The sequence below is a fragment of the Paraburkholderia sp. Ac-20340 genome (genome assembly GCF_017104965.1).
Classification (GTDB): domain Bacteria; phylum Pseudomonadota; class Gammaproteobacteria; order Burkholderiales; family Burkholderiaceae; genus Paraburkholderia.
Genome location: NZ_JAAGPR010000036.1, coordinates 1 through 25746 on the forward strand (window position 1 = coordinate 1; position 25746 = coordinate 25746).

At 63.1% G+C, this 25746-nt stretch carries 24 protein-coding genes and 2 pseudogenes; 10 read left to right on the forward strand and 16 right to left on the reverse strand.

Annotated features, from left to right (window positions below):
• Positions 1 to 181 (forward strand): annotated as a pseudogene (locus tag G3N59_RS30655) (hypothetical protein); the annotation flags it as partial.
• Between the two features lie 482 nt (positions 182 to 663).
• Here G3N59_RS30655 and G3N59_RS30660 read toward each other — a convergent pair.
• A complete protein-coding gene (locus G3N59_RS30660) occupies positions 664 to 1677 on the reverse strand; it encodes a 2-dehydropantoate 2-reductase (protein ID WP_205986584.1) in 1014 nt (337 codons plus the stop codon).
• 3 nt (positions 1678 to 1680) lie between these two features.
• Positions 1681 to 2451, reverse strand: coding sequence for a class II aldolase/adducin family protein (locus tag G3N59_RS30665; protein ID WP_205986585.1), 771 nt, complete (start codon positions 2449 to 2451; stop codon positions 1681 to 1683).
• Between the two features lie 190 nt (positions 2452 to 2641).
• On the opposite strand from G3N59_RS30665, the gene G3N59_RS30670 reads away from it, so the two are divergent.
• Positions 2642 to 3088 (forward strand): MarR family transcriptional regulator, encoded by a 447-nt coding sequence (locus G3N59_RS30670; RefSeq protein WP_205986586.1) that lies wholly within the window; start codon positions 2642 to 2644, stop codon positions 3086 to 3088.
• A 45-nt stretch (positions 3089 to 3133) separates the two neighbouring features.
• Here the strand turns inward: G3N59_RS30670 and hpaI are convergent, their stop codons facing one another.
• From hpaI to G3N59_RS30705, 7 genes are read right to left on the reverse strand one after another with little or no spacing between them, the layout of a single operon-like run.
• A complete protein-coding gene (gene hpaI / locus G3N59_RS30675) occupies positions 3134 to 3898 on the reverse strand; it encodes a 4-hydroxy-2-oxoheptanedioate aldolase (RefSeq protein ID WP_205986587.1) in 765 nt (254 codons plus the stop codon).
• Between the two features lie 28 nt (positions 3899 to 3926).
• Complete coding sequence (hpaH, locus tag G3N59_RS30680; RefSeq protein WP_205986588.1) at positions 3927 to 4730, reverse strand: 2-oxo-hept-4-ene-1,7-dioate hydratase; 804 nt, start codon at positions 4728 to 4730, stop codon at positions 3927 to 3929.
• The gene (locus G3N59_RS30685) at positions 4724 to 5134 is read right to left on the reverse strand and encodes a 5-carboxymethyl-2-hydroxymuconate Delta-isomerase (protein WP_205986589.1); all 411 of its coding nucleotides are present in this window, start codon (positions 5132 to 5134) and stop codon (positions 4724 to 4726) included. The genes hpaH and G3N59_RS30685 overlap by 7 nt, the downstream gene beginning before the upstream one ends.
• Before the next feature lie 17 nt (positions 5135 to 5151).
• Positions 5152 to 6015 (reverse strand): 3,4-dihydroxyphenylacetate 2,3-dioxygenase, encoded by an 864-nt coding sequence (gene hpaD / locus G3N59_RS30690; protein WP_205986590.1) that lies wholly within the window; start codon positions 6013 to 6015, stop codon positions 5152 to 5154.
• 41 nt (positions 6016 to 6056) lie between these two features.
• Positions 6057 to 7523: a 5-carboxymethyl-2-hydroxymuconate semialdehyde dehydrogenase gene (hpaE, locus tag G3N59_RS30695; protein WP_205986591.1), complete on the reverse strand. Its 1467-nt coding sequence runs from the start codon at positions 7521 to 7523 to the stop codon at positions 6057 to 6059.
• 7 nt (positions 7524 to 7530) lie between these two features.
• Positions 7531 to 8304 carry a fumarylacetoacetate hydrolase family protein gene (locus G3N59_RS30700; protein WP_205986592.1) on the reverse strand — a complete coding sequence of 258 codons (774 nt, stop codon included), beginning with the start codon at positions 8302 to 8304 and terminating at the stop codon, positions 7531 to 7533.
• Positions 8301 to 9059, reverse strand: a complete 759-nt coding sequence (locus G3N59_RS30705; RefSeq protein ID WP_205986673.1) for a fumarylacetoacetate hydrolase family protein — start codon at positions 9057 to 9059, stop codon at positions 8301 to 8303. Before G3N59_RS30705 ends, G3N59_RS30700 begins: the two co-directional genes overlap by 4 nt.
• Before the next feature lie 192 nt (positions 9060 to 9251).
• Here G3N59_RS30705 and hpaR point away from each other — a divergent pair, with 192 nt between their 5' ends.
• The gene (hpaR, locus tag G3N59_RS30710; protein ID WP_205986675.1) at positions 9252 to 9647 is read left to right on the forward strand and encodes a homoprotocatechuate degradation operon regulator HpaR; all 396 of its coding nucleotides are present in this window, start codon (positions 9252 to 9254) and stop codon (positions 9645 to 9647) included.
• Between the two features lie 68 nt (positions 9648 to 9715).
• Here hpaR and G3N59_RS30715 read toward each other — a convergent pair whose 3' ends face one another.
• Positions 9716 to 10027, reverse strand: a complete 312-nt coding sequence (locus tag G3N59_RS30715) for a thioredoxin family protein (RefSeq protein ID WP_205986593.1) — start codon at positions 10025 to 10027, stop codon at positions 9716 to 9718.
• A gap of 84 nt (positions 10028 to 10111) precedes the next feature.
• Complete coding sequence (locus tag G3N59_RS30720) at positions 10112 to 10912, reverse strand: class I SAM-dependent methyltransferase (protein ID WP_205986594.1); 801 nt, start codon at positions 10910 to 10912, stop codon at positions 10112 to 10114.
• A gap of 558 nt (positions 10913 to 11470) precedes the next feature.
• On the opposite strand from G3N59_RS30720, the gene G3N59_RS30725 reads away from it, so the two are divergent.
• Positions 11471 to 11746 (forward strand): hypothetical protein, encoded by a 276-nt coding sequence (locus G3N59_RS30725; protein WP_205986595.1) that lies wholly within the window; start codon positions 11471 to 11473, stop codon positions 11744 to 11746.
• Between the two features lie 25 nt (positions 11747 to 11771).
• Here G3N59_RS30725 and G3N59_RS30730 read toward each other — a convergent pair whose 3' ends face one another.
• From G3N59_RS30730 to G3N59_RS30750, 5 genes are all read right to left on the reverse strand, one after another.
• Positions 11772 to 13058, reverse strand: a complete 1287-nt coding sequence (locus G3N59_RS30730; RefSeq protein ID WP_205986596.1) for a crosslink repair DNA glycosylase YcaQ family protein — start codon at positions 13056 to 13058, stop codon at positions 11772 to 11774.
• Complete coding sequence (locus tag G3N59_RS30735) at positions 13051 to 14823, reverse strand: FAD-dependent oxidoreductase (RefSeq protein WP_205986597.1); 1773 nt, start codon at positions 14821 to 14823, stop codon at positions 13051 to 13053. The genes G3N59_RS30730 and G3N59_RS30735 overlap by 8 nt, the downstream gene beginning before the upstream one ends.
• Before the next feature lie 58 nt (positions 14824 to 14881).
• A complete protein-coding gene (locus G3N59_RS30740; RefSeq protein WP_205986598.1) occupies positions 14882 to 15871 on the reverse strand; it encodes a DedA family protein/thiosulfate sulfurtransferase GlpE in 990 nt (329 codons plus the stop codon).
• 390 nt (positions 15872 to 16261) lie between these two features.
• Entirely contained in the window at positions 16262 to 16507 is a 246-nt protein-coding gene (locus G3N59_RS30745) for a hypothetical protein (protein ID WP_205986599.1), read from the reverse strand.
• A 533-nt stretch (positions 16508 to 17040) separates the two neighbouring features.
• Positions 17041 to 18708, reverse strand: coding sequence for a PAS domain-containing methyl-accepting chemotaxis protein (locus G3N59_RS30750; protein ID WP_205986600.1), 1668 nt, complete (start codon positions 18706 to 18708; stop codon positions 17041 to 17043).
• A 336-nt stretch (positions 18709 to 19044) separates the two neighbouring features.
• Here G3N59_RS30750 and G3N59_RS30755 point away from each other — a divergent pair.
• The 6 genes and pseudogenes from G3N59_RS30755 to G3N59_RS30780 all read left to right on the forward strand — a co-directional run bounded on the left by G3N59_RS30755 (position 19045) and on the right by G3N59_RS30780 (position 25745).
• A pseudogene (locus tag G3N59_RS30755) lies at positions 19045 to 19663 on the forward strand (transposase).
• Between the two features lie 4 nt (positions 19664 to 19667).
• Positions 19668 to 19886, forward strand: coding sequence for a hypothetical protein (locus G3N59_RS30760; protein ID WP_205986601.1), 219 nt, complete (start codon positions 19668 to 19670; stop codon positions 19884 to 19886).
• A gap of 513 nt (positions 19887 to 20399) precedes the next feature.
• The gene (gene tssI / locus G3N59_RS30765) at positions 20400 to 22439 is read left to right on the forward strand and encodes a type VI secretion system tip protein TssI/VgrG (RefSeq protein WP_205986602.1); all 2040 of its coding nucleotides are present in this window, start codon (positions 20400 to 20402) and stop codon (positions 22437 to 22439) included.
• Between the two features lie 29 nt (positions 22440 to 22468).
• On the forward strand, positions 22469 to 23005 hold the full coding sequence (locus G3N59_RS30770; RefSeq protein WP_205986603.1) for a DUF4123 domain-containing protein: 537 nt from the start codon (positions 22469 to 22471) through the stop codon (positions 23003 to 23005).
• Positions 23005 to 23835, forward strand: coding sequence for a hypothetical protein (locus tag G3N59_RS30775; protein ID WP_205986604.1), 831 nt, complete (start codon positions 23005 to 23007; stop codon positions 23833 to 23835). The genes G3N59_RS30770 and G3N59_RS30775 overlap by 1 nt, the downstream gene beginning before the upstream one ends.
• A gap of 2 nt (positions 23836 to 23837) precedes the next feature.
• Positions 23838 to 25745 carry a hypothetical protein gene (locus G3N59_RS30780; protein ID WP_205986605.1) on the forward strand — a complete coding sequence of 636 codons (1908 nt, stop codon included), beginning with the start codon at positions 23838 to 23840 and terminating at the stop codon, positions 25743 to 25745.
• Position 25746: the final 1 nt, after the last annotated feature.

Genomic DNA, 25746 nt, shown 5'->3' on the forward strand with positions numbered 1-25746 from the left:
GCGATTCACCCGTGCCTACGAAGATGCCGTCAAAACGTGGCCGAAGAGTCAAGTGGAGCGGGTCGAAGCAGACGGGCTTAATTACGCCTACGGGATCTTGGGACAGTACAACAAGGGATTGGACGAAGCCGCCGTCGTGGTAGTCGTGGTCGCGCTGCTTGTCGCGGCGCTGGCCGCATAGACCGGCGCGCCGATTCCGAACAGCACGCAGGCAAAGACAGCAATCAGCGGATCGAAGCGTCGCGCGCGGCTTGAATTCGGCGTCGTTCGGGAGCGGAGGAGGGCAAAGAAGCGGGGAAAGATGGGCATCCTTGGCATGGGAAAAAACGGTGTCGATCTGGTGGCTGGCGGTCTGCCGGACGCAGCAATAGCGGGAGGCCAGAAGCGGGCGCAAGCTTGTGCGCTGTCCGGTTGAGCATTCGACGCACTGCCGCAATTTTTGTGCCCCAGGCGTTGGGTTCCTGAGACGCGAAACGTTGTCAGACCGTGCGTCGAATGACGGGCGCAGGCGTGTTGAAGTACCAGAGTATGCGCCGAACGCCGATCGAGCGGCGCCGACTCCCACCGAAGCTTGCGTAGTGCTTACGATTTGCTGAAAACGCTTGCCGCATTGCACGGCAAGCGCGTCGAATCATGACATCGACATGACGCCGAAACCTGACGTCACCGTTGCCGCGCCGCTTCGAGATTCGCATCGAGCTGACGCGCGAGCCCGTACAGCATGCCCAGCGACGGCGCCGCAATGCCCGCGCGCTGCGCGAGTTCATAAGGCGCGCCCAGCAGCGCTTCGACTTCGAGCGTGCGGCCCGCCTCCACGTCCTGCAGCATCGACGTCTTGAACGCGCCGAGCTTGCGCGTGATCGCGTTGCGTTCCTCGATCGTCATGCTGATGCCGATCCCCAGCGCCTCGCCGATCGCGCGCGCTTCGGCCATGATCGACGCAACCAGTTGCGCCGTGAGCGGATCGTCGAGGATCACATCGGCGGTGGAGCGCGTGAGCGCGCTGATGGGGTTCATTGTCATGTTGCCCCAGAGCTTCGTCCAGATTTCACCCTGGATGGAGCCGGCGGCCTGCACGTCGAAACCGGCTTGCGCGAGCAGCGCGCGCGCTTCTTCCGCGCGTGCGGCCATGCGTGCCGACGCCGCGCCCACGATCAGCAGATTGCCCCGGCCTTTGCGGATCACGCCAGGCGCCGCAATCGACGATGAAAGATGCACGACGCAGCCGCAAGCCTGCGCGGGCGGCAATGCGGCCGAGACCGCACCGCCAGGATCGACCGATTCGAGCCGGCCGTTCGCCTGCGCGCCGCCGAAGTCGCTGAGGAACCACCACGGCACGCCGTTCATCGCCGAAACGATCTGCGTGTGCGGCCCCACGAGCGGTGCAAGCGACGCCGCCGATTGCGCGAGCGCCTGGCCCTTGAGGCAGATGAACACGATGTCCTGCACGCCGAGCGCGGCGGCGTCGTTCGTGGCGTTCACGCGTGCGGTGATGCGTTCATCGTCGCTGGGACCTTCGACGACGGTGAGGCCGTCGCGGCGAATCGCTTCAAGCTGCGCGCCGCGTGCCAGAACGTTCACGTTCACGTGCGCGCCGCTGCGCGCGAGACGCGCCGCAATCAGGCCGCCGATCGCGCCGGCGCCCACCACGGTGATACTGCGCTGCGAGGCGTTCAATGCTTACTCCTTGTATGAGGGATCGTGGCGATCCACGCGCCGGATCAGCGCGGCGAGGATGTTGTCGCCCGCGCCGTGCGCCGGTGAAAACTGCAGCGCGTCGCGTGTGGAGCGCGCGGTGATGGCCGGGTCGATGGGCAGCGCATTGCCGCGCATCGAATCCGTCACGACCTGAATTTCGCAGGCGCGATTGAGCGTCCACAATAGCGCGAACGCGTGCGCGAGACTTTCGCCGTGCGCGAGCAGACCGTGATTGCGCAGGATCAGCAGGCGCTTGTCGCCCATCGAATTGAGCAGACGCGGCTTTTCATCGTCGTGCACGGTGATGCCTTCGAAGTCGTGATACGCGACCATGCCGTGCAATTGCGCCGAATAAAAATTCGTGTACGCGAGGCCGCTTTCCATGCACGCCACCGCTAGACCCGCCGTGGTGTGCGTGTGCATGACGCAATGCGCGTCTTCCACGTTTGCGTGAATGGCGCTGTGAATCACGAAGCCGGCCGGGTTGATCGGGTAGTCGCTGGGGCTGAGGATATGGCCCTGCAGATCGATCTTGACGAGATTCGATGCCTTGATTTCGTCATACGCAAGCCCGAACGGATTGATCAGGAAATGCTTTTCCGGGCCCGGCACGCGCAAGGTGATGTGATTGAAGATCAACTCGGTCCAGCCAAGCTGATGGAACACGCGGTAAGTGCCCGCGAGCTTCACGCGCGCGTCCCATTCCTGCGGTTCGCACCAGTGCGGGCGCGTGGCTTCGGCAATTGCGTTCATGGGTGTCTCCTCATGGGGTGGCCCTCGACGGGGCGTCATTCCTCTCATCGACACGCCGATGCTACGCGCAAATAAATGCGTGCGCAAGCATCAAATTTTATCGGAAGTATCATGTTTTTAAGGACTTGCTGCGGTGGTATGCTGACGAAAATTCATTCAATCGCATGCAACGAACCGCGCGGGACGACTCATGGCCACGGCGAAATATCAGATCGAAGAACTGTTCACCTACCGGTTGCACGTGCTCAAGAAGCAAACCGACCGCACGATGAACGAGGCGTTTTCCGCGGCGCTTGCGCTGTCGCTGACCGAGGCGCGCATTCTGCTGAGCGTGGGCGCGTTCGGGCCGATTTCGGTGTCGGATCTCGGGCGGGTGTCGAATCTCGACCGCAGCCAGGCAAGCCGCGCCACCGATGCGCTGGAGCGCAAAGGGCTGCTGGAAAAAGCGTCGAATGCGGCGGATGCGCGCGGCGTGCTCGTCAAGCTTAGCGCATCGGGGCGCACGACTTATCGGCGCGCGTCCGCGATTTCGGCGGCACAGAACGAGGCGATTCTCGCTGCGCTGAGCGCGCACGAGCGGGAGGTGTTGCAGGGCGCGCTGGCCAAGCTGGTGGCGCAGGGTGAAGAAGACGCGTAACGGCCGCGTTCGCTTGAACGAACGCAGCCGTTTCAAGCGGGCTAATTAGCGAAACGCCGCAGCCAGTTCGCTCGCGCTGCGGGCGAGCAAGGACACGTCGCTGCCCACGGCGACGAAATTCGCGCCGGCTTCCAGATATTCGCGCGCGATCGTGCGATCGGCGGCCAGCACGCCGGCCGCCTTGCCGAGCGCGCGCACGGTGCGAATACCGGCCACGATCGCTTCGCGCACCGCTGGCGCGCCAGGCTGGCCGAGCAGGCCCATTGAGGCGCTCAAATCCGCCGGCCCGAAGAACACGCCATCCACGCCTTCCACTGCGGCGATGTCCTGCAACTGCGCGAGCGCGTTCGCCGTTTCCACTTGCACCAGCACGCACAATTCGTCGGCAGCGCCATGCAGATAATCGGGCGAGCCGTTCCAGCGCGACGCGCGCGCGAGCGCACTACCCACGCCGCGAATGCCGAGCGGCGGATAACGCGTGGCGGCCACGGCGTCGCGTGCATCGTCGGCGCTTTCGACCATCGGCACCAGCAGCGTTTGCGTGCCGATATCGAGCAACTGTTTGATGAGCGCTGCGTCGTTGCGCACGGGGCGCACGATCGGATGCGTGGGATGCGGCGCGACGGCCTGCAATTGCGCGAGCGTGCTGCGCAGATCGTTGGGCGCATGCTCGCCGTCGATCAGCAGCCAGTCGAAGCCGGTGGTCGCGAGCAGTTCGGTGACGTAGGAATCCGCGAGCGCAGCCCACAGGCCGATCTGCGCACGGCCATCGGTCAGCGCATGTTTGAACGTGTTGACGGGTACGGGCATCGTATTCGTTAGCAGTGTGAATTAAAAATCAGACGAAGCTGAAGCCAATGCCGCCAAGCGGGCCGTAGTCGGCGTGGAAGGTGTCGCCAGCGCGCGCGGCGATGGGCGCCGTGAACGAGCCGCTCAGAATCACGTCGCCGGCTTCGAGCCGTTCGTCGTGGCGCGCGATCTTGTTCGCAAGCCAGGCCACGCCCGTAGCAGGATGATTGAGCACAGCCGCAGCCAGGCCGCTTTCTTCCACGCCACCGTTTTTGTAAAGCAGTGCGCCCACCCAGCGAAGATCGACGTCGAGCGGCTTGACCGGCCGCCCGCCCAGCACCACGCCCGCGTTGGCGGCGAAGTCGGAAATCGTGTCGAACACCTTGCGCGGAGCCTTGGTTTCGCGGTCGAACTGCTCGATACGCGCATCGATGATTTCAATTGCGGGCGTCACGTAAGCGGTGGCGTCGAGCACATCGAACAGCGATACATCCGGTCCTTGCAGCGGCTTTTGCAGCACAAAAGCCAGTTCCACTTCGACGCGCGGCGCGATAAAACGATCCGCGCGAATCGCGCTGCCCGCCTCGATAAACATGCTGTCGAGCAGCGGCGCGTAGTCGGGTTCGTCGATCTGCGAAGCGCGCTGCATCGCGCGCGATGTGAGGCCGATCTTGCGCCCCTTGATCGTGTGGCCCGCTGCGAGCTTGAGCTTGACCCATTCTCGCTGGATCGCATAACCATCGTCGATCGTCATGGCCGGATGGGCGCGCGAGAAGTGGCGCAATTGCGTGCGTGTGCGTTCGGCTTCGTCGAGCTGCGCAGCCAGTTCGCGAATGATGTGCGCTTCTAGCATGATGAATTCCTCAGCCGTGCGTGCAGGTTGTTGTGCTTCCACGCGCCTTCTTCGCTGAACTCCACGATTTCGAGCGAGAGCGCGAGTCCGTGGGCGTCGAACGCCGCGGCGAAATGCTGTTTGATCGCTTCAAACAAGGCCTCGCCGGTGGCGCGGCGTACTTCCGGCGTGCGGCCCGCGCCGATCTTCAGGCAGGCGTGCAGGAAGGCGTTGTGCGGATCGCCATCGGCAACGAAATACTGTTCGCAACGCAGCGCGCGCGTGCGGATGCCGCCGCGCGGATACACGCGTGCACCTTGCGCGTCGCGCTGCGCATCGAGCACTTGCGCGAGCGTGGCGCAGAGCGTGCCGATGCTCGCTTCGTCGGCGAGATTGGCGCTGTATTCGAGGGTGAGATGAGGCATGGTGAACTCCTTCGCGTTCAGCGCGGCAGCGGCGTGACCGGCAGCACGGCGTTGATCTGCCCAGTGCCGGAACTGCCGAAATACGGCGTGATGACTTCCGCGCGGCCTTCGTACCGGTCCCAGCCGAGCGCGCCCAGCAGCATCGCTGTGTCGTGCATGCCGCCTTCGCCCCAGCACTTTTCGTTGTAGAGCGGCAGCATCTCGCAGAAGGTCTTCCAGTCGCCGCGTTCCCAGAGATCGACCACGTTGCGGTCCGTCTGTTCGAGGAACGGGTCCCAGACCTTGTGCATGAACTGCTCGGCGGTGCCGTTGTTGGCGAAGTGATGACTGAGCGAGCCGCTGGCGAGAATCGCCACCGTGCCGTCGTAGCGCTCCTCGATAGCCTTGCGCACCGCGAGGCCGAAACGCGCGCTTGTCGCGAGGTCGTGCCACATGCACCAGCCCGCGACCGATACGGTCTTGAAGTGCTGATCCGCGTTCATGTAGCGCATCGGCACCAGCGTGCCGTATTCCAGCTCCAGGGTGGTTTCGCTGTGTGCGCGGCTCTTCACGCCCATTTCGTTCGCCACATCGGCGATCAGATGGCCGAGCGCTGCATTGCCCGGATACGCGTACTCCATATTCCTGATGAAGTGCGGCAGTTCGTTGCTGGTGTAATTGCCCGCGAAATGCGGCGCGCAATTGATGTGGTATTCGCTGTTCACGAGCCAATGCACGTCGAACACGACGATCGTGTCCACGCCCAGTTCGCGGCAGCGTCGGCCAATTTCCTTATGCCCGTCGATCGCCGCCTGACGACAGCCTTTGTGCGGGCCGTCGAGTTCCGAAAGATACATCGACGGTACGTGAGTGATCTTTGCTGCCAGCGCGAGTTTGCCCATCGCTGTGTCTCCTGTGCCTTGTTTCAGCGAGTGTGGACGGCTCAAGCGCCCCAGCGCGGAATGTGATGCGAGCCCAGCGACACGCACACGTTCTTCGGTTCGAGAAACACTTCATAGCTCCACGTGCCGCCTTCGCGACCCACGCCCGAAGCCTTGCTGCCGCCGAACGGCTGGCGCAGATCGCGCACGTTCTGGCTGTTCACGAAGCACATGCCGGCTTCCACGGCGGCGGCCACACGCAGCGCGCGGCCGGTGTTCTCGGTCCACACATAGCTCGACAGACCGTAGGCGATGTCGTTCGAAATGCGGATGGCGTCCGCTTCGTCTTCGAACGGAATCAGGCAGGCGACCGGGCCGAAGATTTCCTCCTGTGCGATACGCATGCGATTATCGACATCGACGAAAACGGTCGGCTGCACGAAATTGCCTTGTTTCAGGGCTTCCGGCAGATCCGGCATGTCGAGACCGCCGCACGCGAGCGTGGCGCCTTCCTTCGGTCCGAGTTCGATATAGCTGCGCACCTTTGCCAGATGGCCCTGGCTGATCATCGGGCCGACGACGGTTTTTTCGTCGAGCGGATCGCCCACCGTAATGCGTTTCGCACGCTCGATAAAGCGCTCGGCGAATTTCGCGTAGATCGAGCGTTGCACGAGAATGCGCGAGCCGGCCGTGCAGCGTTCGCCGTTGTTCGAGAAGATCATGAACACGGCGGCGTCGAGCGCGCGCTCGAAATCGGCGTCGTCGAAAATCACGAACGGCGACTTGCCGCCCAGTTCCATCGAGAACTTCTTGAGGCCCGCGCTCTGCACGATGCGGTTGCCCGTAGCCGTCGATCCCGTGAACGAGACCGCGCGCACATCGGGATGCGCGACCAGCGGCTCGCCCGTTTCCTGGCCGAAGCCGTGCACAATGTTCAGGACACCTGCGGGAACGCCGGCTTCGAGCGCAAGCTGGCCGAGCATCGACGCCGTAAGCGGCGACAGTTCGCTCATCTTCAACACGGCGGTATTGCCGAAAGCCAGACACGGCGCGACCTTCCACGTGGCCGTCATGAAGGGCACATTCCACGGCGAAATCAGCGCGCACACGCCAGTCGGGTGAAACAGCGTGTAGTTCAGATGCGTGCTGGTCGGATAGGTGTGGCCGTCGACCGCCGTGCACATTTCGGCGAAATAGGTGAAGTTGTCGGCGGCGCGCGGCACGAGTTGTTTGCCGGTCTGCGAAATCGTCTGGCCGGTGTCCTTCGTTTCGGTCAGCGCAATCTCGGGCACGTTCTTCGCAATCAGTTCGCCGAGTTTGCGCACGATTTTCGCGCGATCGGCAGCGGGTTTAGCCGCCCACGCGGGGAACGCGTTTTTCGCCGCGCTCACGGCGAGGTTCACTTCTTCCGCACCGCCGCGCGCGACTTCCGCGAGCACGTCCTGATTGGCGGGATTCACGGTTTCGAAGTAGTCGCGTCCTGGGTGGGCGCGGCCGTCGATCAGGTGTTCAATGCGGCCTGTAGACATGGCGTGTTCATTCCGTCGGGGTGGCGCGGCCGAAATCGGCATCGGACGCGATCGTGTTGACAAGGCGGCCAAGGCCGTCGATTTCGCAAATCACTTCATCGCCGGCATTCACGTTGACGATGCCTTCGGGCGTGCCGGTGAGAATCACGTCGCCGGGCGCGAGCGTCATGAAGCCGCTCAGGTATTCGATCAGTTCGGCGATGCCCGTGACGAGATCGCGCGTGTTGCCGTGCTGCTTTTGTTCGCCGTTCACATAGGTGCGCAGATCGAGCGCGTTGACGTCCGCAATATCCGCCGCATCGACAAACCACGGCCCGAGCACCGTGCCGCCGTCGCGGTTCTTCACGCGCAGGTTCGGGCGGTAGTAGTTCTCCAGATAGTCGCGGATCGCGTAGTCGTTCGCGATCGTGTAACCCGCGACGTATTGCATGGCGTCTTCGCGCTTCACATTCTGCGCCGCGCGGCCGATCACCACCGCGAGCTCGCACTCGTAGTGCATGAAGGTGACATCGGCGGGACGGCGAGTAATGCCGCGATGGCCGATCACGCTGCCCGGTCCCTTGAGAAACACAAGCGGCTCTTCCTGCTTGCTGAATTGCAGTTCTTTTGCGTGTTCCGCGTAGTTCAGGCCGAGTGCGAAGATCGTGCCCGGCTCGAACGGCGCGAGCCAGACAACTTCGTTTTCAGCGCGCACGCGGCCATCGGCCAGACGCACGCGGTTGCTGGCTTCCGGATACGCTTCGTGAATGGCGCCTGCATAGGCGACGCGTCCTCGCATCATGCTGCGGCTCCTTGTGCGATGAATTCGACGGCTAGCGCGGGCCAGTCTGCAATCGATATAGTTGCGCGCGCACCTTCATGTGCAACAGGCGAACCATGGGGCACGCCGAGCGTGAGGATGTCGCCGGGCGCGAGCGTCATGAAATCGGTGACATCGGCGAGTAGCTGGGCGACGTTGCGCGCGCTGGTTGCCGTGCTGGCGCTAAAGCGCGCCGAGCCTTGGATATCGACGTGGATCTGCAGATTGTTGGGATCGGCAACGTGATGCTGCGCGACGATCGTCGGGCCGATCACGCAGAAATTGTCGCGCGCCCGAAACCGCACGGAAGGCCGATAGACGCTTTCGTGCGGCACGCTCAGGTCTGCGACCAGCGTGTAGCCCGCGATGTAATCGAATGCGTCGCGCGCCGCGACACGCGTGGCGGTGCGCCCGATCACGATGCCAAGCGACGCGCCCACCTGCACGCCTTGCGCGCCCGGCACCACGACGCGCGCGCCGTGGCCCGCCAGCGTGTTGCGCGGTTTCAGATAAAGAATGGGCGCGCGCGGCGGGGCTTTGTAGGGCGCGGCATTGACCGCGTCGCCCAGCGCGTCCAGGGCGTGGCGGTCGTTGAGCAGCGTGCCGTAAACGGCGCCTGAAACGGGCGCGCGGCAGCGTGCGCCATGGGCGAGCAGCGCGCGGGCCCGAGCCGCGTCAACGTCGCGCGGCAAGGCTTCGCCTTCGAGATGCAGCAGATGATCGTCTACGGAAAACATGGTGCGGTTCACTTTCCCGGAAAACACTAATATGTGAGTGATTCTGCGCTTGCTATCATCCAGCGTCAATCATCGATACCGGTTTCGCGGGTTTCCCCTGGTCTTGCAGGCGCCCGCCGCGGTATCCAGAACGAAACCATCATGTCCGATTCCTCACGCTCCTCCACGCACCTCGCGCACCGCAACCTGCCCATGCTGCTCCTGCGGGCGCGCGAAAAGATGATGGAGCGCTTTCGCCCGCTCATCACCGCGCATGGGCTTACGGAGCAGCAATGGCGCGTGATTCGCGCGCTCAACGATAGCGGCCCGTTGGAGCCGCGCCAGATTTCCGATCTGTGCACGATTTCCAGCCCGAGCATGGCGGGCGTGCTCGCGCGCATGGAAGCGCTGGGTCTCGTCACCAAAGAGCGCTTCGCCGACGATCAGCGGCGCGTGCTGGTCACGCTCACGAAAAAGAGCCATCAGCTCGTGAAGGCGATCACGAAGGAACTGGAGGCGCGCTACAAGGCGCTGGAGGCAGAGGTGGGGCCGGAAGTGGTGGAGCGCGTTTATCGGGCTATCGACGATCTGCTGGCCGGGCTCGAATGAACGCGCTTGAGAGGCAGAACTGGCCGCCTGGCGGCCAAAGGTGAGGATTTACGGGAGCTTTGCCGGATTCAGGCCAGCGTGTCGAACGCGTTGTCGAGTTCGAGCGCCGAAGTGGGGCGCACGATGCGCGCGACTTCAGCGCCGTCGCGCAGAAAGATGAGGGTGGGCCACAGCTTCACGCGGAACGAACGGCCGAGCGCGCGGCCCGGGCCGTCTTCCACCTTGATGCGGCGCACGTCGGGATGTTTCGTGAAGGCGTCGCCGATCAGCGGCTGCGCGCCCTGGCAGTAACCGCACCAGTCGGTGCCGAATTCCAGCACGGCGCGGCCTTGCAGGGCGTCGACTTCCCTGCGGTCCGGGGCTTTTGTGGCGTAGCTCATCGCGTCTCCTTTCGCGCTCGTTGGCTGTGGTTTCAAACCATCTTCATACGATAACCCACGCGGCTTGAACGCGCTTGCGCGGGTTCAAGCGGCCTCGCGCGCCGCCAGCGTCACGGTCGATTCGATGCGCTCGACGAGCCAGCCATCGCTGCCGTGCGTGGCGACGATCGCGTCGATTTCCGCGAGCAGCGTATCGAGCCGCGCGCCCAGCCGCTCGCGCGCGAGACTCGACATCGACAACGGCCGCGCCTTCAATTGCGCCGCGCTCACGCGCCGGTATTCGATCACCGAAATGTGCTCGATGGCGCCAAACGCCGAGTGCGCCAGCACATCCGTATGGCTTTCCCACTCCGCCGAGCGGCGCAGCGTGCGGGTGGGATCGGCGCTTGCGTAGCTGTCGAGCAGATTGCGATATTGCGCGGCCCACGGGCGCTGCGGGTCGTCCAGATGTGTGGTGTTGAAAAGCGCCACGGCGCCGCGTTCGGCGAGGATCGTATCGAGCCGCGCGAGCGTATCGGCGCGATCCATCCAGTGGAACGCCCGGCCGATCACAGCAAGGTGGAACGCGCCGGTTGCCGGCGAGAGATCGTACGAACTGCCTTGACGATATTCGATGTTCGGCGCGATGCCCGCGCCCAGTTGCGCGGCGACTTCGAGCATGGCGGGTTCGGGGTCGATGGCCACGGCGCTTGCCACCCAGCTGGCGAACGCGAGCGAAAGCTGGCCGGGGCCGCAGCCCAGATCGAGCAGCCGCTGCGTGCCGTTCAGGCCCATGCGCTGCGCCACGCGGCGAATCAGCGCGGGCGAGTAAGCGGGACGGCCGATGAGGTAATGCGGCGCGGCGTCGTGGAAGCGGTCGGCAACAAAAGGCGTGGTCTGGCTCATGGCGCGGGCAGGGCGATGGGGCGGGAGGGGGAAGCGCACAGTCTGGAGACGTGACGCGATGGCGTCAAGAACGGTTAAGGTGAGCGTTTTCGGGAGTGAGCGCCACGCGCGCTTGAAGCGCACCTTTGAGATTCTTGGAGTGCGTTTGCTTGTGACTGAATCGGCATAAAACACCTTGAAACAAGCGATGAAATGAATTTTCCGGATTTCTGTGCAAAAACTGGAATCTCATCGCCTGCGTGCTGGAATGCGCATCGGACATTCAAAGGTGAGCGTTTGCGGGACTATTCGGTAAACGCAATGATTAGATGCCGAAATTCGTTCAGTCATGCCGATGTCATTTGCGTAAACCGATAAAAACACCTGTTTTCAGGCAGTTTTATCGGCTAACGGCGTGAACTGAATCCGGCAACGACAGCGCGCCCGAAAGCGTAAAACGCGCAAAGGTGAGAAGATTCGGGAGCGGTCGTCAGGCCATTGGACGGTTGCCTGCGATCGGTATATAACAGCAGTGCGGGTTTCTTTTTTCGAAGTATCAGCAAGGGGAAACAGTTCATCATGACGAGCGACGACACGCCAAAGCATGACGCTCAAGCGCCGGGCGCGAATGTGCCTCAAAACGATCTCGACAATCTGAACGCAGCGTTTACGCATGTCGATGAAGGCGTAAAGAGCGGCAATATCGCGGCGGGCGCGGCCAAAGGCCTCGTGTTCAGCCTGATCGAAACGCTGGGTGCGCTGGTCGGCGACCCGGATCTGCCGGAACATGCCCGCTCGGGCTATGAAGGCCTGCTCGAAGCCGCGCGCGAGCTGCGGGTAAAGCTGGAGCGTTGATTTATCCCGGGCTTCTCAGGCGTCCTCAGTTGTCATCGGACGCTTGAGCGAGCAAGGCATCGGCGAGACCTTCGGGCGCATCGCCTATCTGCAGTTCCGGCGTGCCGTGCCAGTCCGCGCAACGTTGCAGCGCGCGCCGCAGATCGCCGATCAGCCGGCCGCTCACGCGGATGCCCGGCTCCAGATGCAACGCCTTCACTTCGAATATCTGCTGCGCGCGATGGGCTTTCGCATCGATGCGCCCCACCAGTTTTCCGCGGCTCAAGATCGGCAGTACGAAGTAACCGTATTTGCGCTTGTGCGCAGGCACATAGCATTCGATCGCATAGTCGAAGCCGAATAGCGCCACGGCGCGTTTGCGGTCCCACACCACGGGATCGAACGGCGAAAGCAAGGTCGTGACCGTCGATGCCAGCGTGCCGCCCGCCGCAGCGTCGAGCAACGCCGCGTGATCGCGGTGCACGAACGCATCGGGCTTCCAGCCTTCCACGCGCACGGGGATCAGCTCGCCCGCATCGGCGAGCGCGTGCAGCGCCTCGGTATAAGGGCGGCGCGGCAGGCGGTAGTAGTCGGCGGCCCAGTCCGCGCGGATCACGCCCAGCGCCTGGCAGGTGCGCAGCAGCAGCGTGCGTTCGGCATCGGCGCGCGAAGGCAGATCGCGCTTGTCGCTCCAGTTGGGCAGCACGCGCTCGGCCACATCGTAGACGCGCTGAAAATTGCGCCGCTCGGCCACCATCAGCGCGCCGATGGCGAACAGCACTTCCAGATGGCGCTTTTCGGGCTTCCAGTCCCACCAGCCGCTGCCTTTGGCACCTTCGGCGCGCGCGAAATCGGCGGAACGCACCGGGCCGCTCGCGCGGATGCGTTCGAGCAGTGCGTCGATCTCGCGGCGATGTGTCGTGTGCCATTCGCCGGCGTATTTCCAGCCCATGCCGGAAGGGTCGAGCATGCGATGGCGCAACAGGCCGTAATCCTCGATCGGCACGAAACAGGCTTCGTGCGACCAGTATTCGAACAGGCGCCCTTCGGCGAGATGCGCGTCGAGCCAGCGCGGATCGTACGCGCCCACGCGGCTGAACAGCACGAAATACGGACTGCGCGCGACCACGTGAATCGTGTCGATCTGCAGTTGCGCCATGCGCCGGATCGCGGCCAGTACATCGTCGGGCGTGGCTTTGCGGCGCGGCGGCGCGAGCAGCCCTTGCGCCGCCAGATGCAGCGTGCGCGCCGCCGCGAGCGGGAGCGTCAGTGTCGCGGCAGTGCCTGTGGATGCGGGTTCGGCGTCCTCGTCGAACGCCGCGTCGTCACGCATGCAGGCCGGCCATCGCGGCGACGGGCGTGACGGCCTGCGCATCGGCGGTCGTCATCGCGCCCAGCAACTGGTGGATTTGCGCGACCACCGCCGCGCCTTCGCCGACCGCCGCCGCCACGCGCTTGGTCGAGCCCGCGCGCGCATCGCCGATCGCATAGACGCCTTCGACCGAGGTCGCGAGACTGCACGACTCGTCCGCGCCGGTCAGCACGAAGCCGTTCGGGTCGAGCGCCACGCCGCATTCGCGCAGCCAGCTGGTGTTCGGGTCCGCGCCCGTGAAGAGGAACAGATGGCGCGCGTCGAAGCGATCGATGCCTTCGGGACACGGCGCTTTCAGGCGGATCGCGGCGAGCCCGGCTTCGTCTTCGTCGAGCCCGCCGATCTCGCTGCGCGGATGCACGTTGACGTTCGGCAGCGAGGCGATGCGGTCGATCAGATAGCGCGACATCGTCGATTCGAAACCGGCCTTGCGGATCAGCACGTCAATCTGGCGCGCCTGAGTGGAGAGATAGACGATCGCCTGGCCCGCCGAATTGCCGCCGCCCACCAGCACGACGTTCTCGTGCTTGCAGAGTTTCGCTTCGACCGGCGAGGCCCAGTAGTAGACGCCGCGACCGGTATAGCGATCGAGCCCGGCGATGCTCGGGCGGCGGTAAATCGCGCCGCTCGCGATCACGACGGTGCGCGCGCGCACATCGCCGCTACAGGTTTCGAGGCGGCGCGGATGTTCGTCGCAATGGAGCTTTTTCACCGAGACCGGAATCGCCACGTGCGCGCCGAACTTCTGCGCCTGCACGAACGCGCGGCCCGCAAGCGCCTGGCCGGAAATGCCGGTCGGGAAGCCCAGATAGTTTTCGATGCGCGAACTCGCGCCCGCCTGGCCGCCGGGCGCGCGCGAGTCGAGCACGATCACCGATAAACCCTCGGAAGCCGCATAGACGGCCGTAGCGAGCCCGGCCGGACCCGCGCCCACGACGGCCACGTCGTAGACGCGCTCGCCGTTCAGTTCGGGCAGCAGCCCGAGGCAGGTGGCGAGTTCGGGCGCGGACGGATGGCGCAGCACCGAACCGTCCGGGCAGATCACCAGCGGCAGATCTTCGCAGCGCGCCGCGAAGCGCTCGATCACGCAGAGCATGCTGCTTTCGTCGCGTTCGTCGAGCACCGAATACGGATGGCCGTTGCGCGTGAGAAAGCCCTGCAGCGAGAGCAGCGCGGGATCGTCATGCTTGCCGACGAGGATTGGCCCGCCCGCGCCTTTTTCGATCAGCGAAACGCGGCGCAGGATCAGCGCGCGCACGATGCGCTCGCCGAGTTCGGCTTCGGCGACGATGGCCGCGCGCAGCTTCTCGGGCGGAATCAGCACCGCATCGACGGGTTCGAGCGCCACCCCGTCTACCAGCGCCGGGCCGCCGGAAAGCTGGCCGACTTCGGCGAGAAAATGTCCGCGGCCGTGCTCGACGATCAGGCGCTCGCGGCCGAGTCCGTCGCGCTGGAACACCTTCACGGAGCCCGCGAGCAGCACGAACATGCCGGGGCCGGTTTCGCCGGTGTGGAACAGCAACTCGTCCGGCTCCCAATGGCGGCGCTCGCCGAAACGCGAGAGACGCGCGATTTCGTCGTCGGTGAGTTGGGGGAACATCTGGTGGCGCCGCGTGGAGAGCGTCGAGAACGGCGCCTCGGCGGGTTGCGGCTGGGTATCGGAAAGCGTGGACTGCGTGGATTGCGAGGCCTCGTAGGGAGGCGGCTCAGTGGCAATAGAGCCCATCAGGCGATTCTCCTCATGCGCGCGCCGGCGGGCCCATTTGCCTTGCCGGCGCGCGGAATCAGACAGCTTTCGGCGTGATGTTGACCGGCACCTCGGGATGCTGGGTCACCAGCAGCGATTCGAGAGTGCGCCCGGAATCGCGCCACGCGTCGAGACCGCCAAGCAGCGGCACGACATCGACGAAACCGGCCTCGACGAGTTTTTTCGCCATCCAGGCCGCGGAAATTTCATTGGGGCACGAGCAATAGATCACGAGCTTTTGCTCGAGCGGATACTTCGCCAGAATCTCGTCGAGCTTGCGCTCGTCGGCGAACAGCGCGCCCGGAATGATGAACGGATCGAGCTTGCGCTTTTCCTCCGAGCGGATGTCGAACACCACGGGCGGCGGCTTGTTGGCCATTGCGCGGTAGAGATCGTCGACGGTGATGCGCGCATTGGCGAGCTTCTTGATCAACTGGCGGCGGCGCGTCCAGCGATACGCCGCATAAAGCAGCAGCAACACGACCACGACAACCGCCGCGAGGCGCCCGAGGCGGCTCGCGCCTGCCAGCATCATGTCGATCTGCGGAGCGAACAGCACGCCGATCAGCAAGCCCGTGCCGGACCACAGCGCCGCGCCAATGCCGTCGAAACCCACGAACTGCCGATAAGGCGTGCCCATCGCCCCGGCCAGCGGCACGGAGACGAGCGACAGCCCCGGCACGAACTTGGCGATGGCGAGCACGCGCACGCCCCAGCGGCCGAAAAAGCGCTCGGTCTTTTTTACGCAGGTATCGCGCGAGAGCGAGAGCTTGCAGAGCGTCTTGAGCGTATTGCCGCCATAGAGCCGGCCGGCCATGAACCAGACACTGTCGCCGATCAGCATGGCGACGACGGATAGGCCGAGCACCGGCGCGACCTGCTGGCCGATCGAACCCGGATGCATGGCGGCCATCGCGCCGAACAGCACGAGCGCCGGCATGGCGGGCACCGGCAGCCCGAGCGCCCCGGCCAGCACGTTGAGGAAGACGAGCGCAGGGCCGTACTGCGCGATGAGGTCATGTAGCATCGGCTTACTTCCCTTGCCTTGAGCGCCGCGCGAGCAGCGCAAACTGGAAGATTAACGTAACGATTATGGACGCATTTCGAAGGCGTGCAAGCGAGGCCGCAAGCGCCTTGAAACCCGAGTTGGGGAGCATACGCCCGATGCGGATTCGATGCGCGTAAGCGCCGGAGCGCAAGCGAGGCAGGAGCCAGCATGCCCGGCGCGCGCGGCATGCGTGTGAACGCACCGGCGGCGTTGCACGGGCGCGACGAACAAAGCGTGTGAGAACGCGCGAGGCGCCATGGCGGCGCCTTCGCGCAAACGGCCCGCGAAGCTGGCGGGCGTGGAGGATGAACCGTGACGGCGGCTGGCCGGAAGCGCCCGGCCTTGCCGCTTGACCTGGCTTAGCCCGGCTTAGCGAACGTGTGACTCGCCCGGTAGCTCGGCGCCCTGCGCGCGGATGGCCGCGATCAGTTCCGCAGGCGTGATTTCATAACGCACTTCGCGGTGGATGCCCGGCTTGCGCTCGTCGATTTCGATCAGCAGCAGGCTCTTGCCATCGGCCGATGATTCGAGGCGCAGCGAACGCGTTTCGCGTCCAGTGGCGTCGTCATGCTCGGTGAGCAGGGTCATGGTTCCGGAAGACCCGGTCGTGCGCATTGATGTTGTCCTCGTGTTTGGTCGAACCATTGTACGGGGTCGGCCGTGCGGCGTCTCAGTGCTGTGAGCGCGGGCGCACATACCGCGCCGCCGTCTGACCTGGCTAGCCAGTTTAACGCGAGTCCACGCTGATACGCGCATTTTTGCGCGCCCTGCAACGGTGCACGGAAGTTGTTGCGCTGGCTACGCCATTGTCACGGGCGTGACGCAATGGCTGCCTAGTGCTTGCCGGGGCGCGTGAGGTGGCGGTCTCGGTGGCGGCCGGTTTGCGGTCAGATGCGCTTTTGGTCCCGTAAATCCTCACCTTTGCGCGCGACGGAAACCGCAAGAAAAAACGGCTCACCCGGTAGAGGCCGGGGAGCCGTCGAAACGCCGTTGTTACTCGGATCAGACACCCACAAAGTGGGCGCTGACGGGAGTGATAGTGCGGTTTGGCGCGCGCGCTGTCGAGATGGGACAAATGCCGATCTGTCTGCTTAATACGAGCCCGCAGCCGCTTTACAGCGGGCTTTCGTATCATGCGCGCCGGGTTATCAGACCTCGGCGGTTTCTTCGCGCGCGTGCGCGGCCGGACGTTGCGCGATGCGCCTGGCCGGTGCGCTGCGCGTAGTCGCCTGTGCGCCGGACTGCGTACCCGATTGTGTACCCGCGACCGTGAAGAGGCGCACGGCCTCGTCGAGCACATCGGCCTGATCGGCCAGACGCTGCGCCGTGGCGGCGGCCTGTTCGACCAGCGCCGCATTCTGTTGCGTGGCGCTGTCCAGATGCGCGACGGCCTGATTGACCTGTCGAATGCCCTCGGCCTGCTCGCCGCTCGCATTGGCGACTTCGACGATGATCGACGAAACCCGGCTCACCGCTTCGTCGATGGCGCGCATCTGCGCCGTCGTGTGGCCGACCAGTTCGGTGCCCTGGGCGATCTCGTGCACGCTCGCATCGACGACCTGTTTGATTTCCTTCGCCGATGCCGCGCAGCGTTGCGCCAGCATGCGCACCTCGCCCGCGACCACGGCGAACGAGCGGCCCGCCTCGCCCGCGCGGGCGGCTTCGACGGCCGCGTTGAGCGCGAGAATATTGGTCTGGAACGCGATGCCGTCGATCACGCCGGTGATATCGGCGATGCGCTTCGAGGCGTCGGTGATGCCCGCCATCGTGCGCTCCATGCGGCCCGCGAGCGAGCCGCCCTGAGCGGCCGCGTCCTGCGCCTCGCGGGCGAGATCGAGCGCGCGCGTGCTGGCTTCGGCGTTGGCCTGCACCGTGGTCGTGAGCTGATCCATGGTGGCGGCCGTTTCTTCGAGCGACGCGGCCTGCAATTCCGTGCGGCGCGAGAGATCGAGATTGCCGGTGGAGATTTCGTGCGCGGCATCGAGCATGCCGTCGATCTGCGCGCGCACGTCGTAGACGATCGCGGTGAGATTGGCCTGCAGTTGATTGAGCGCCTGCAGCACATCGCCGAGATCGTCTTTCGAGGCGATCGCGAGCGTTGCGGTGAGGTCGCCCGCGGCCATGCGCGTGGACGCCATCGACATCTGTTCGAGCGGCGCGCCCAGATGGCGCGTGGACAGGCGCCAGCCCACCAGACTGCATACGGCTGCGGCGCCGAACGCGCACCAGAACGGCGTGGGCGGCAGACCCTGCCAGGCGCCGAAGCCGGCCGCCGCGAGCGCGGCCGGCACGAGCCCATAGCCGATACCGATACGCGTGGCGATGGGCAGGCGCATGAGCGACTTCGCCGCACCGATGATGCCGGTACGCGTGAGGTCGCCCTGATGCAGACGCATGCCGCGCAGACGGCCTTCGCGCATCTGCGCGTAAAGCTGTTCGGCGTCGCGCACTTCCTCGCGGCCCGGCTTCACGCGCACGCTCAGATAGCCGACCACCGTGCCCTGCTCGGACACGGGCGTGACGTTCGCGCGAACCCAGTAGTGATCGCCGGACTTGCGGCGATTCTTCACGAGCGCGGTCCACGGACGGCCGCTGCTGATGGTCTCCCACATGTCGGCGAAGGCTTCGGCCGGCATGTCGGGATGGCGGATGACGTTATGCGCCTTGCCGATCAGTTCTTCCTTCGTGAAACCGGAAACGGCGACGAACGCGGGATTGCAATACTGAATACGGCCCTTGAGATCGGTGGCCGAAACGAGCATCTGCGAAGCAGGATAGTCGAACTCCTGCTGCGTGACGGGTTGGTTGTTGCGCATGGGATTCCTTGCAGATCGGCCGGTCACGGCCCGACAACATGTCGGGATTAACGGCAAATTCCCCTTGTTCTTTAGGGTCTTTGTTCGTTTTCGATGGCTGATTCATGGCGCATCAAGTAACGGGCGATGGCGGAATTGCTTGCGCGATCAAGGACTTTGCGCGGATGTCCGAAGGATATGCACAGGCTTGCTCACGATTTCTGTGGATAAGGTTGGTGAGGCGCTGCAGTGCCTGCGGCGGGTGATGTGCGCGTTAACTATTTTCGTTCAATGGGGACCTGTCCGGCATTTTGTGGGCGAGGCATATCATGAGAGGTAAAGATCATGGATATGCCAATGAAGAAGAAACGCACGGTAGCCTCTCAGGCGGCGGCCCGCGGGCCGCTGCCTGAATTGCCCGCAGAACTGCTGGACCAACTGGTCAAGGGGCCGATGACGCCGGCCGAGGTGCAGGACCTGATGCTGGCGTTCAACAAGGCGCTTATTGAGCGTGCAATGGGTGCCGAGATGAACCTGCATCTGGGCTATCAGCAGGGCCAGGCCAAGCCACCTTGGCATGCCAACGAACGCAATAGCGCCAACGGCAAGACGGTGATTACCGATCGGGGGCCGGTACGTGTCGAGATACCCCGCGACCGCGACGGCAGCGTCGAACCGATCCTGATTCCCAAACACGATCGCCGCTTCACCGGCTTCGACGAGCGCATCATCGCAATGTACGCGCATTCGACGGGTTGTGTACACAACGAACGCCATCGAAAGCCTGAACATGCAGTTGCGTAAGATCATCAAGACCCGTGGCCACTTCCCGAATGACGAAGCTGCGATCAAGCTGCTGTGGCTCGCGCTATGCAACGTGCTGGCTAAATCCGTTCGAGCTGCCTTCGACTGTGAGGCAGCCATGAACCAGTTTGCTATCCTGTTCGGCGACCGATTTACTCAGGCACGTGGGTAACGATTTGTTCAACCGCCTCGCCCACAAAAATGCGGACAGGTTCGGTACGTTTCACGATCCGCTGTCGCCTGCATTCTTCACGCCGCGCTTTCCATCCCAGCCGTTGCTGGGGCGTGCGCTCGTCATTGGCCCACCTGGCCCAACGGGAGAGGAGACACCTGCTTCGCTTACGGTGGCGCAGGTGCTCGACGGCATCGAGTGGGAGCGCGAGGAAAAATCATAGGGTGTGATTTTCCGCCCCATTACTTTGTTAATACTGCGCAATGCAGCGTTTTTACGCGTGCCCCTATCATCAACCGTCGAAACGCAAATCGACATCGTGCGGGACTCGTCCTGCGCACCCTTCTCCTTGGCGACCTGCGGGTCGTCCTTTTTTATTTCTGATGTTTCTCCGCGACGCGCTCCGACGCGCGTCGCATCAGGATCGTATCGATCCTCACCTACTGCCGGAGCGTCATGGCTCCCGCGCATTGGTTTGTTCGCGGCCCCTCTCAAAGCGACTTTTGCGTCGCCTTTTCGCCTCCCGATTCTCTGATTAGCGTTGCAGCAACACAAGATCTTTCCGGTGGCGAGTCTGATTGTGCTGTCAGTCTGCTGCGGCATTGACGCTACGCAAGTCCGTCGCGGGCAGTTCGGTCCAATATCTCGATCGATATTCTTGATCATATCGATAAGCAATCCAGATTAGTTGAAGAATGCCAAGTGCCGACCATTTTGCGAGTAGGAGATCTGAGGCATGCCCAGTCAGAGTGATGTGCGTTTTACTTTCAAACCGGCGGGTGGCGCCGTGTTCGATGTTGTTACTTTTCAATTGACCGAGGGCATCAACTCCCCCTTCACGCTGGTTGTTGAGCTGGCGAGCACCGACCCCGCCGTCGATTTCAGCAAGGTTCTCGATCAGCCAGCCACTTTCGCAATCTGGCGAAGCGAAAAAGCAGTGCGTTATGTGAACGGACTCGTCAGCCGCTTCGAACAGGGCAAGACGGGTTTCCGGCGCACGTACTACCGCGTCGTCGTGGAGCCTCAGATAGCACGGGCGAACTTGCGTTCAGACTGGCGAGTCTTCCAGCAGATGAGCGCGCCGCAGATCCTGCAAACCGTACTGGAGCGCTCGGGCATCAACGATGCCGTGCAAGACCTGACCAAAGAGCACACGGTGCGTGAGTACTGCGTTCAGCCCGGCGAAACTGACGCGCAATTTTTTCACAGACTCAGTGCAGAGGAAGGACTGTTCTATACGCATTCCTTCGATGCTACGAGCCACTGCCTCAGACAGGGAGACCGGCTCTACATCCACGGCACCATCGAAGGTGGTCCGGTGGTGTACAACGCCACGCCAGGCGGTGATCAGGCCGAACCGTGTATCAGGAATTTCAGCTACGCCGAACAGGTACGCACCGCGCGACAGATACAACGCGATTACACATTCAAGCACCCACAGTACGCTCAGGAGCAAAGCAGCACCGGGGTGAATCTTTCTCACCAGAACGATGGGTATGAGCGCTTTGACTACCCCGGCCGGTACAAGCGAGATGAGGCTGGACGGCCCTTTACGGAGACCCGCCTGCTCGCGCTACGTAACGAAGCCCAGGTTGCCGAAATCGAGGGCGACGATGCCCGCCTGCAACCAGGCCTCGCGTTCGATCTGGAAGGCCACGCCCGTGAGGACTGGAATACCGGCTGGCGGGTGGTGAGCATGGTGCACACCGGCACGCAGACCGTGAGCCAGGCAGAAGAATCCGCCGACGCCAACACAGGCACGCAGTACAGCTATACGGCGAAGATCATCCCTGACCACATCGAGTGGAAGCCGGAACTCCTGACCAAGCCCCGTATCGACGGTCCTTTGATCGCTACTGTTACCGGTCCCGAAGGCGAAGAAATTTACTGCGACGAATTCGGTCGCGTCAAAGTCCAATTCCCGTGGGACCGCTACGGCAACAGTGACGCGAACAGCTCCTGCTGGATACGTGTGGCGCAGAACTGGGCCGGTGCAACGTGGGGGCACATGGCGATACCGCGCATCGGGCAGGAGGTCATCGTGGCCTTCCTCGATGGCGATTGCGATCAACCGATCATTATCGGCAGGACGTACCACGCGACCAACTTGCCGCCCTATGAGCTGCCGCGTCACAAGACGCGCATGACGATCAAGAGCCAGACGCACAAGGGAGAAGGTTACAACGAATTGCGTTTCGAGGACGAAAAGGATCAGGAAGAAATCTACGTTCATGCGCAGAAAGATCAAAACATCCACGTCAATCACGATGAGACGCACAGCATCGGTAACGACCAGCGTGTCGGTGTAGGACGCGACCGTCAGACCGATATCGGACAGGACGAGATTCATTCCACAGCGCGCGACCGTAAGGATCATGTGGGGCAGGACGTTTTCACCACGATCAACCGCAACGAAGTGCGCAAGGTTGGCAACACCTTGCAGGAGGATATTGCCGCCAGCCATCACGTCACCATAGGCGAGAACGCCGCCCTGATCATCGAGGGTACGCTGTCCACCGAGGCCAAAACCGCACTGCGCACGCTGACGCGCGACGGGTTGTTACAGGGCGTCGACAGGTTCGTTATCCGTGGTCCGAACGGCTCGATCACGCTTGACAGCGGTGGCATTACTCTCAAAAGCCCAACTGTAACGATTGATGGCCATCTGGTTGTCAACACGCCTGCTACCGACCAGGTCCAGGCCATCGAGTCTGCGATCCGGCAGGGGCTGCCGGTGATCGAGGAATGCCCGCTCGCTGGAAAGAGCAGCGTATGAGCCTGCACCGGCACATACAGGAGGCAGGGATGCCCCTGCCGCGCGGCCAGGAGCTGTTCCTTCTGATGGAAGCCGCGACACAACAGGAATTGCTGGCCCGCATGGCCTTCCACGACGTGGCGCACCGTTGCCTGTGGCGGGCAGGCGACCTTCACGGCATGGAGACGCGTGCGCCATGGCTTGCCCAGGTCGAATCAGGTTCGCGCTTCGATGAATGGGCAGGAGGCGCACGAGAATCGCTGGCTTTCACGCTGATTCCGGCCAGCCTATCGTTCGACGGGCTGTGGCGCCATTTGCGCCGCTTCGCGAAGTTTGAAGCCGACGGGCGGCGGTATTTCCTTCGTCTGGGCGATCCAGGCTCTCTTCGCATGTACACCGCCTCCCTTGCCGCGCAGCCGGACGCCGTGACGCGCTTCTTCGCACGCGGCGACATCCAGCAGTACTACTTCCACGATCCATGCGCAGGCCTCGCGCGACTGGTGCGTCCTGTCTTTGAAAGCGGCGTGGACGCCGATGAACGCGATGGCTGTCTGGTGTGGCGAGACGTGCCACGGGAGGCAGCGTAATGGTCCTGCCAGCACTCGATCTACGTGGCATGGGCGAGGTTGCGCGCAGGGACGCAAACCGCCAGCTCGTGCGCTATCTGCGCGACAGGATGGCGCTCTCGCTGCGCCGCCTGCCTGGTGACGCGCAGTACCTCGATGAACTCGTCACGCAGGCGGGCGAGGCGGCCGTGTCCCTGGGCTACGGCGAAGGCCAGGCTTACAGCTTCTACATCGTCACCAGCTTTCTGCTCGGCCTGGGCTGGCAGAACGACCCGACCTGCGGGGACATCGAGCCGATCCTCGCCAGTGCGGGCATGGATCAGGACAGCCGTCTGACTATGGCCCTGCAGACTGCGATCCGTGAGCGCCAGCAGCGCGAATCGGCGCTCGCATCCATGCACGCCATTGTGCTTGAGGCGTTGCCAGCTACGCCCGACAAAGTTTCGTCGCGCGAGATGTGGCTGACATGGGACGCGGTTACGAAGCAGCGCGGACTGTCTGTCGAGATGGCACTGGCCTGCTACGAGACCTACGAGTGCGATGCTCGTCAGCGCATGGGGCTGCTCCCTGTTGAGCGCACGCCACTGAATGCGTATCAACGGCTGGGCTACCAACACATGGGCATTCCGTTGCCCACGGTGGTTGATGACCTTCGGGACATGAACGAAGAGCACATCGCCCGGTTGAGCATGCATGTGTTTCTCGCGCTGGCTTTTGGGCGGCATTACCTCGTCAATCCCTTGCTTCACGGCCTGCATCTGGCTGTGGATGAAGCAGCGACCCTGCGCGAGCGCTGGCAACGCTGGCGCGATTTCCTTCACAACCATCATAAGTTACTCAAGGAGGCGTGAAGATGGCAGAGGCCGTTGAAAACAGCTACGAAAAGCTGATGCAGGACGCGATGGACGGCACACTGCCTGTGCCAAAAGACATCTGCAAGACATGCACAGCATTCGGCGTCCCGTTCTCGGTCAATGGCGATAGCGGCCCGCGCCAGGGCGATCAGGTGCTGGGCATTCCTTCGTTGCCCGAGTCGGCCACCGATGACTGGCTACTGAACAACCGCTGGATCAGGGACAAGGCGCAGAATTTTCGCGACACCTTCCTGTTGCGTGTCATCAAGCAACTCGCCGCGGACCATGGGGAAGCGTATCTGGCGGAGTTATATGCATTTCTTGCCAAGCAGGGCTACGAGTTCGCCTGCATAGACGATGCAATGGTGGATGACAACTTCGTGACGCCCCTGTTTGTGGGTGAGGCGCTCGGCGGACGTTCGACTTCGCCGGGCACATTCCAGACCACGGGCGATAACTTCACGTTCCTGAACGACTGCATCTACTTCTGGACGTTCACCTCGGCCCGCTGGACGAAAGACGAGCCGAATCCGTCACGGGATGAATACCGCTCGCCTTTCGGCAATTTCGATTGGACGGTATCGGGTCTATATGACGTCAAGCAGGCCGCAGCTAAACTCGATCAGCACTATCAGCAGGCGAAAAAGAACCTGCGAATATGGGAGGCCATCAAGGGCGCCTTCGAGGTTGCTACCGCTGTGCTTGCCTTCGTGCCCATCGTCGGAGAGGTTGAGATGGGGGCCATCGTGGCTTACAAAGCGGTGCGCTACACGGTGGCGGCAGTGGATGCTGCGCTGGCGGTGAATGCCATGATTGATGGCTCCAGCCGGGTTATCACCGGCGAAGGGCTGGATGTTGGGGAGAAGCTCTTCGAGCGCATCGGAGCGCTTGCGGACCCGAAGGACGGGGCAGAGCGGGGGCGGCAGGTGTTCATGGTGATCAACCTGGCCATGCTTACACCTGCAGCATTCGGCGGTGCCCGCTGGGCGTTGCGAAGTTTCCGTCGCGACGGCGTGGCTACTGCGCGCCTGGATACGAAGGCGCTCACCGAGGCCGAACGCGCGAAACTCCAGGGCAAGCAGACGGCGGAAGTCAGCGCCATCGAGTTGCGGCTGGAAAAGCGTTTGACCGGCAATGCGGAGGAAGGCAAGGTCACCGTAAGCGATTTGCCCTCGGTGGACAGCAATCAGAGCCTCGTCAGCGTCGTCACACAGTCTGGTCGGGCAAACGTCGCCGTTATGTCTCGCACACTGCGCGACCGTCTGGCCTTGATGATCACGCAGCATGTCGGTAGCGTAAAAGTCATTGGTCGCATGTGCAAGGTAGTGGGCGACGCGGGCGAGGAAGCGTTGGCTGCGGCCATGGTCGAGCGATGGGGTTTCAAATCCGACAATATTCTTGGGTACAGCAATAACCCCGCGATTGCTCATCGCTTCGGACTGACCAACAAAAGTGGTCACGGACTGGACATGCTGGTGTGGGTGCCGCCGCCTCCGACGCTTCCCGTGCGTGCCCCGACTACCGATACCATGAGACATAGTATGGATGGCCTAAATGGGGTGGTGGCTCCGCCGCAAGTGCTAACGTTTACAGAAAGGACGCTAGTAGTAATTGAGACGAAGGCGACGCTGGGAGGGTTAAAGACACCTTGGTTCAACCGAACACAACAGTTCGGTGTGACGAAGGTCAAGAGCATCCTCAAGAAAATCGCGTCTAAACGAGGGCATTGGAAGTCTTCCAACATATTGGAAGTTGATCCCGATGTGCAGAAGAAGATTGATGCGATTAACGGGGCAGTTCAAAGCAGCAACATACAGTACCTACATGCTCAGGTGTTTTTTGACCACCGTGGTCAACTCAATTCGCTCGTCGGTGGCGGAACGGGCATTCAATTGAATCTCTGGTAAG

What these genes read in the sequence shown, in the direction of transcription:
- G3N59_RS30665 (WP_205986585.1), bottom strand. Translation starts at nt 2,451, where the DNA reads ATGAACGCAATTGCCGAAGCCACGCGCCCGCACTGGTGCGAACCGCAG.
- G3N59_RS30670 (WP_205986586.1), top strand. Translation starts at nt 2,642, where the DNA reads ATGGCCACGGCGAAATATCAGATCGAAGAACTGTTCACCTACCGGTTG.
- hpaI (WP_205986587.1), bottom strand. Translation starts at nt 3,898, where the DNA reads ATGCCCGTACCCGTCAACACGTTCAAACATGCGCTGACCGATGGCCGT.
- hpaH (WP_205986588.1), bottom strand. Translation starts at nt 4,730, where the DNA reads ATGCTAGAAGCGCACATCATTCGCGAACTGGCTGCGCAGCTCGACGAA.
- G3N59_RS30685 (WP_205986589.1), bottom strand. Translation starts at nt 5,134, where the DNA reads ATGCCTCATCTCACCCTCGAATACAGCGCCAATCTCGCCGACGAAGCG.
- hpaD (WP_205986590.1), bottom strand. Translation starts at nt 6,015, where the DNA reads ATGGGCAAACTCGCGCTGGCAGCAAAGATCACTCACGTACCGTCGATG.
- hpaE (WP_205986591.1), bottom strand. Translation starts at nt 7,523, where the DNA reads ATGTCTACAGGCCGCATTGAACACCTGATCGACGGCCGCGCCCACCCA.
- G3N59_RS30700 (WP_205986592.1), bottom strand. Translation starts at nt 8,304, where the DNA reads ATGATGCGAGGACGCGTCGCCTATGCAGGCGCCATTCACGAAGCGTAT.
- G3N59_RS30705 (WP_205986673.1), bottom strand. Translation starts at nt 9,059, where the DNA reads ATGTTTTCCGTAGACGATCATCTGCTGCATCTCGAAGGCGAAGCCTTG.
- hpaR (WP_205986675.1), top strand. Translation starts at nt 9,252, where the DNA reads ATGCTGCTCCTGCGGGCGCGCGAAAAGATGATGGAGCGCTTTCGCCCG.
- G3N59_RS30715 (WP_205986593.1), bottom strand. Translation starts at nt 10,027, where the DNA reads ATGAGCTACGCCACAAAAGCCCCGGACCGCAGGGAAGTCGACGCCCTG.
- G3N59_RS30720 (WP_205986594.1), bottom strand. Translation starts at nt 10,912, where the DNA reads ATGAGCCAGACCACGCCTTTTGTTGCCGACCGCTTCCACGACGCCGCG.
- G3N59_RS30725 (WP_205986595.1), top strand. Translation starts at nt 11,471, where the DNA reads ATGACGAGCGACGACACGCCAAAGCATGACGCTCAAGCGCCGGGCGCG.
- G3N59_RS30730 (WP_205986596.1), bottom strand. Translation starts at nt 13,058, where the DNA reads ATGCGTGACGACGCGGCGTTCGACGAGGACGCCGAACCCGCATCCACA.
- G3N59_RS30735 (WP_205986597.1), bottom strand. Translation starts at nt 14,823, where the DNA reads ATGGGCTCTATTGCCACTGAGCCGCCTCCCTACGAGGCCTCGCAATCC.
- G3N59_RS30740 (WP_205986598.1), bottom strand. Translation starts at nt 15,871, where the DNA reads ATGCTACATGACCTCATCGCGCAGTACGGCCCTGCGCTCGTCTTCCTC.
- G3N59_RS30745 (WP_205986599.1), bottom strand. Translation starts at nt 16,507, where the DNA reads ATGCGCACGACCGGGTCTTCCGGAACCATGACCCTGCTCACCGAGCAT.
- G3N59_RS30750 (WP_205986600.1), bottom strand. Translation starts at nt 18,708, where the DNA reads ATGCGCAACAACCAACCCGTCACGCAGCAGGAGTTCGACTATCCTGCT.
- tssI (WP_205986602.1), top strand. Translation starts at nt 20,400, where the DNA reads ATGCCCAGTCAGAGTGATGTGCGTTTTACTTTCAAACCGGCGGGTGGC.
- G3N59_RS30770 (WP_205986603.1), top strand. Translation starts at nt 22,469, where the DNA reads ATGCCCCTGCCGCGCGGCCAGGAGCTGTTCCTTCTGATGGAAGCCGCG.
- G3N59_RS30775 (WP_205986604.1), top strand. Translation starts at nt 23,005, where the DNA reads ATGGTCCTGCCAGCACTCGATCTACGTGGCATGGGCGAGGTTGCGCGC.
- G3N59_RS30780 (WP_205986605.1), top strand. Translation starts at nt 23,838, where the DNA reads ATGGCAGAGGCCGTTGAAAACAGCTACGAAAAGCTGATGCAGGACGCG.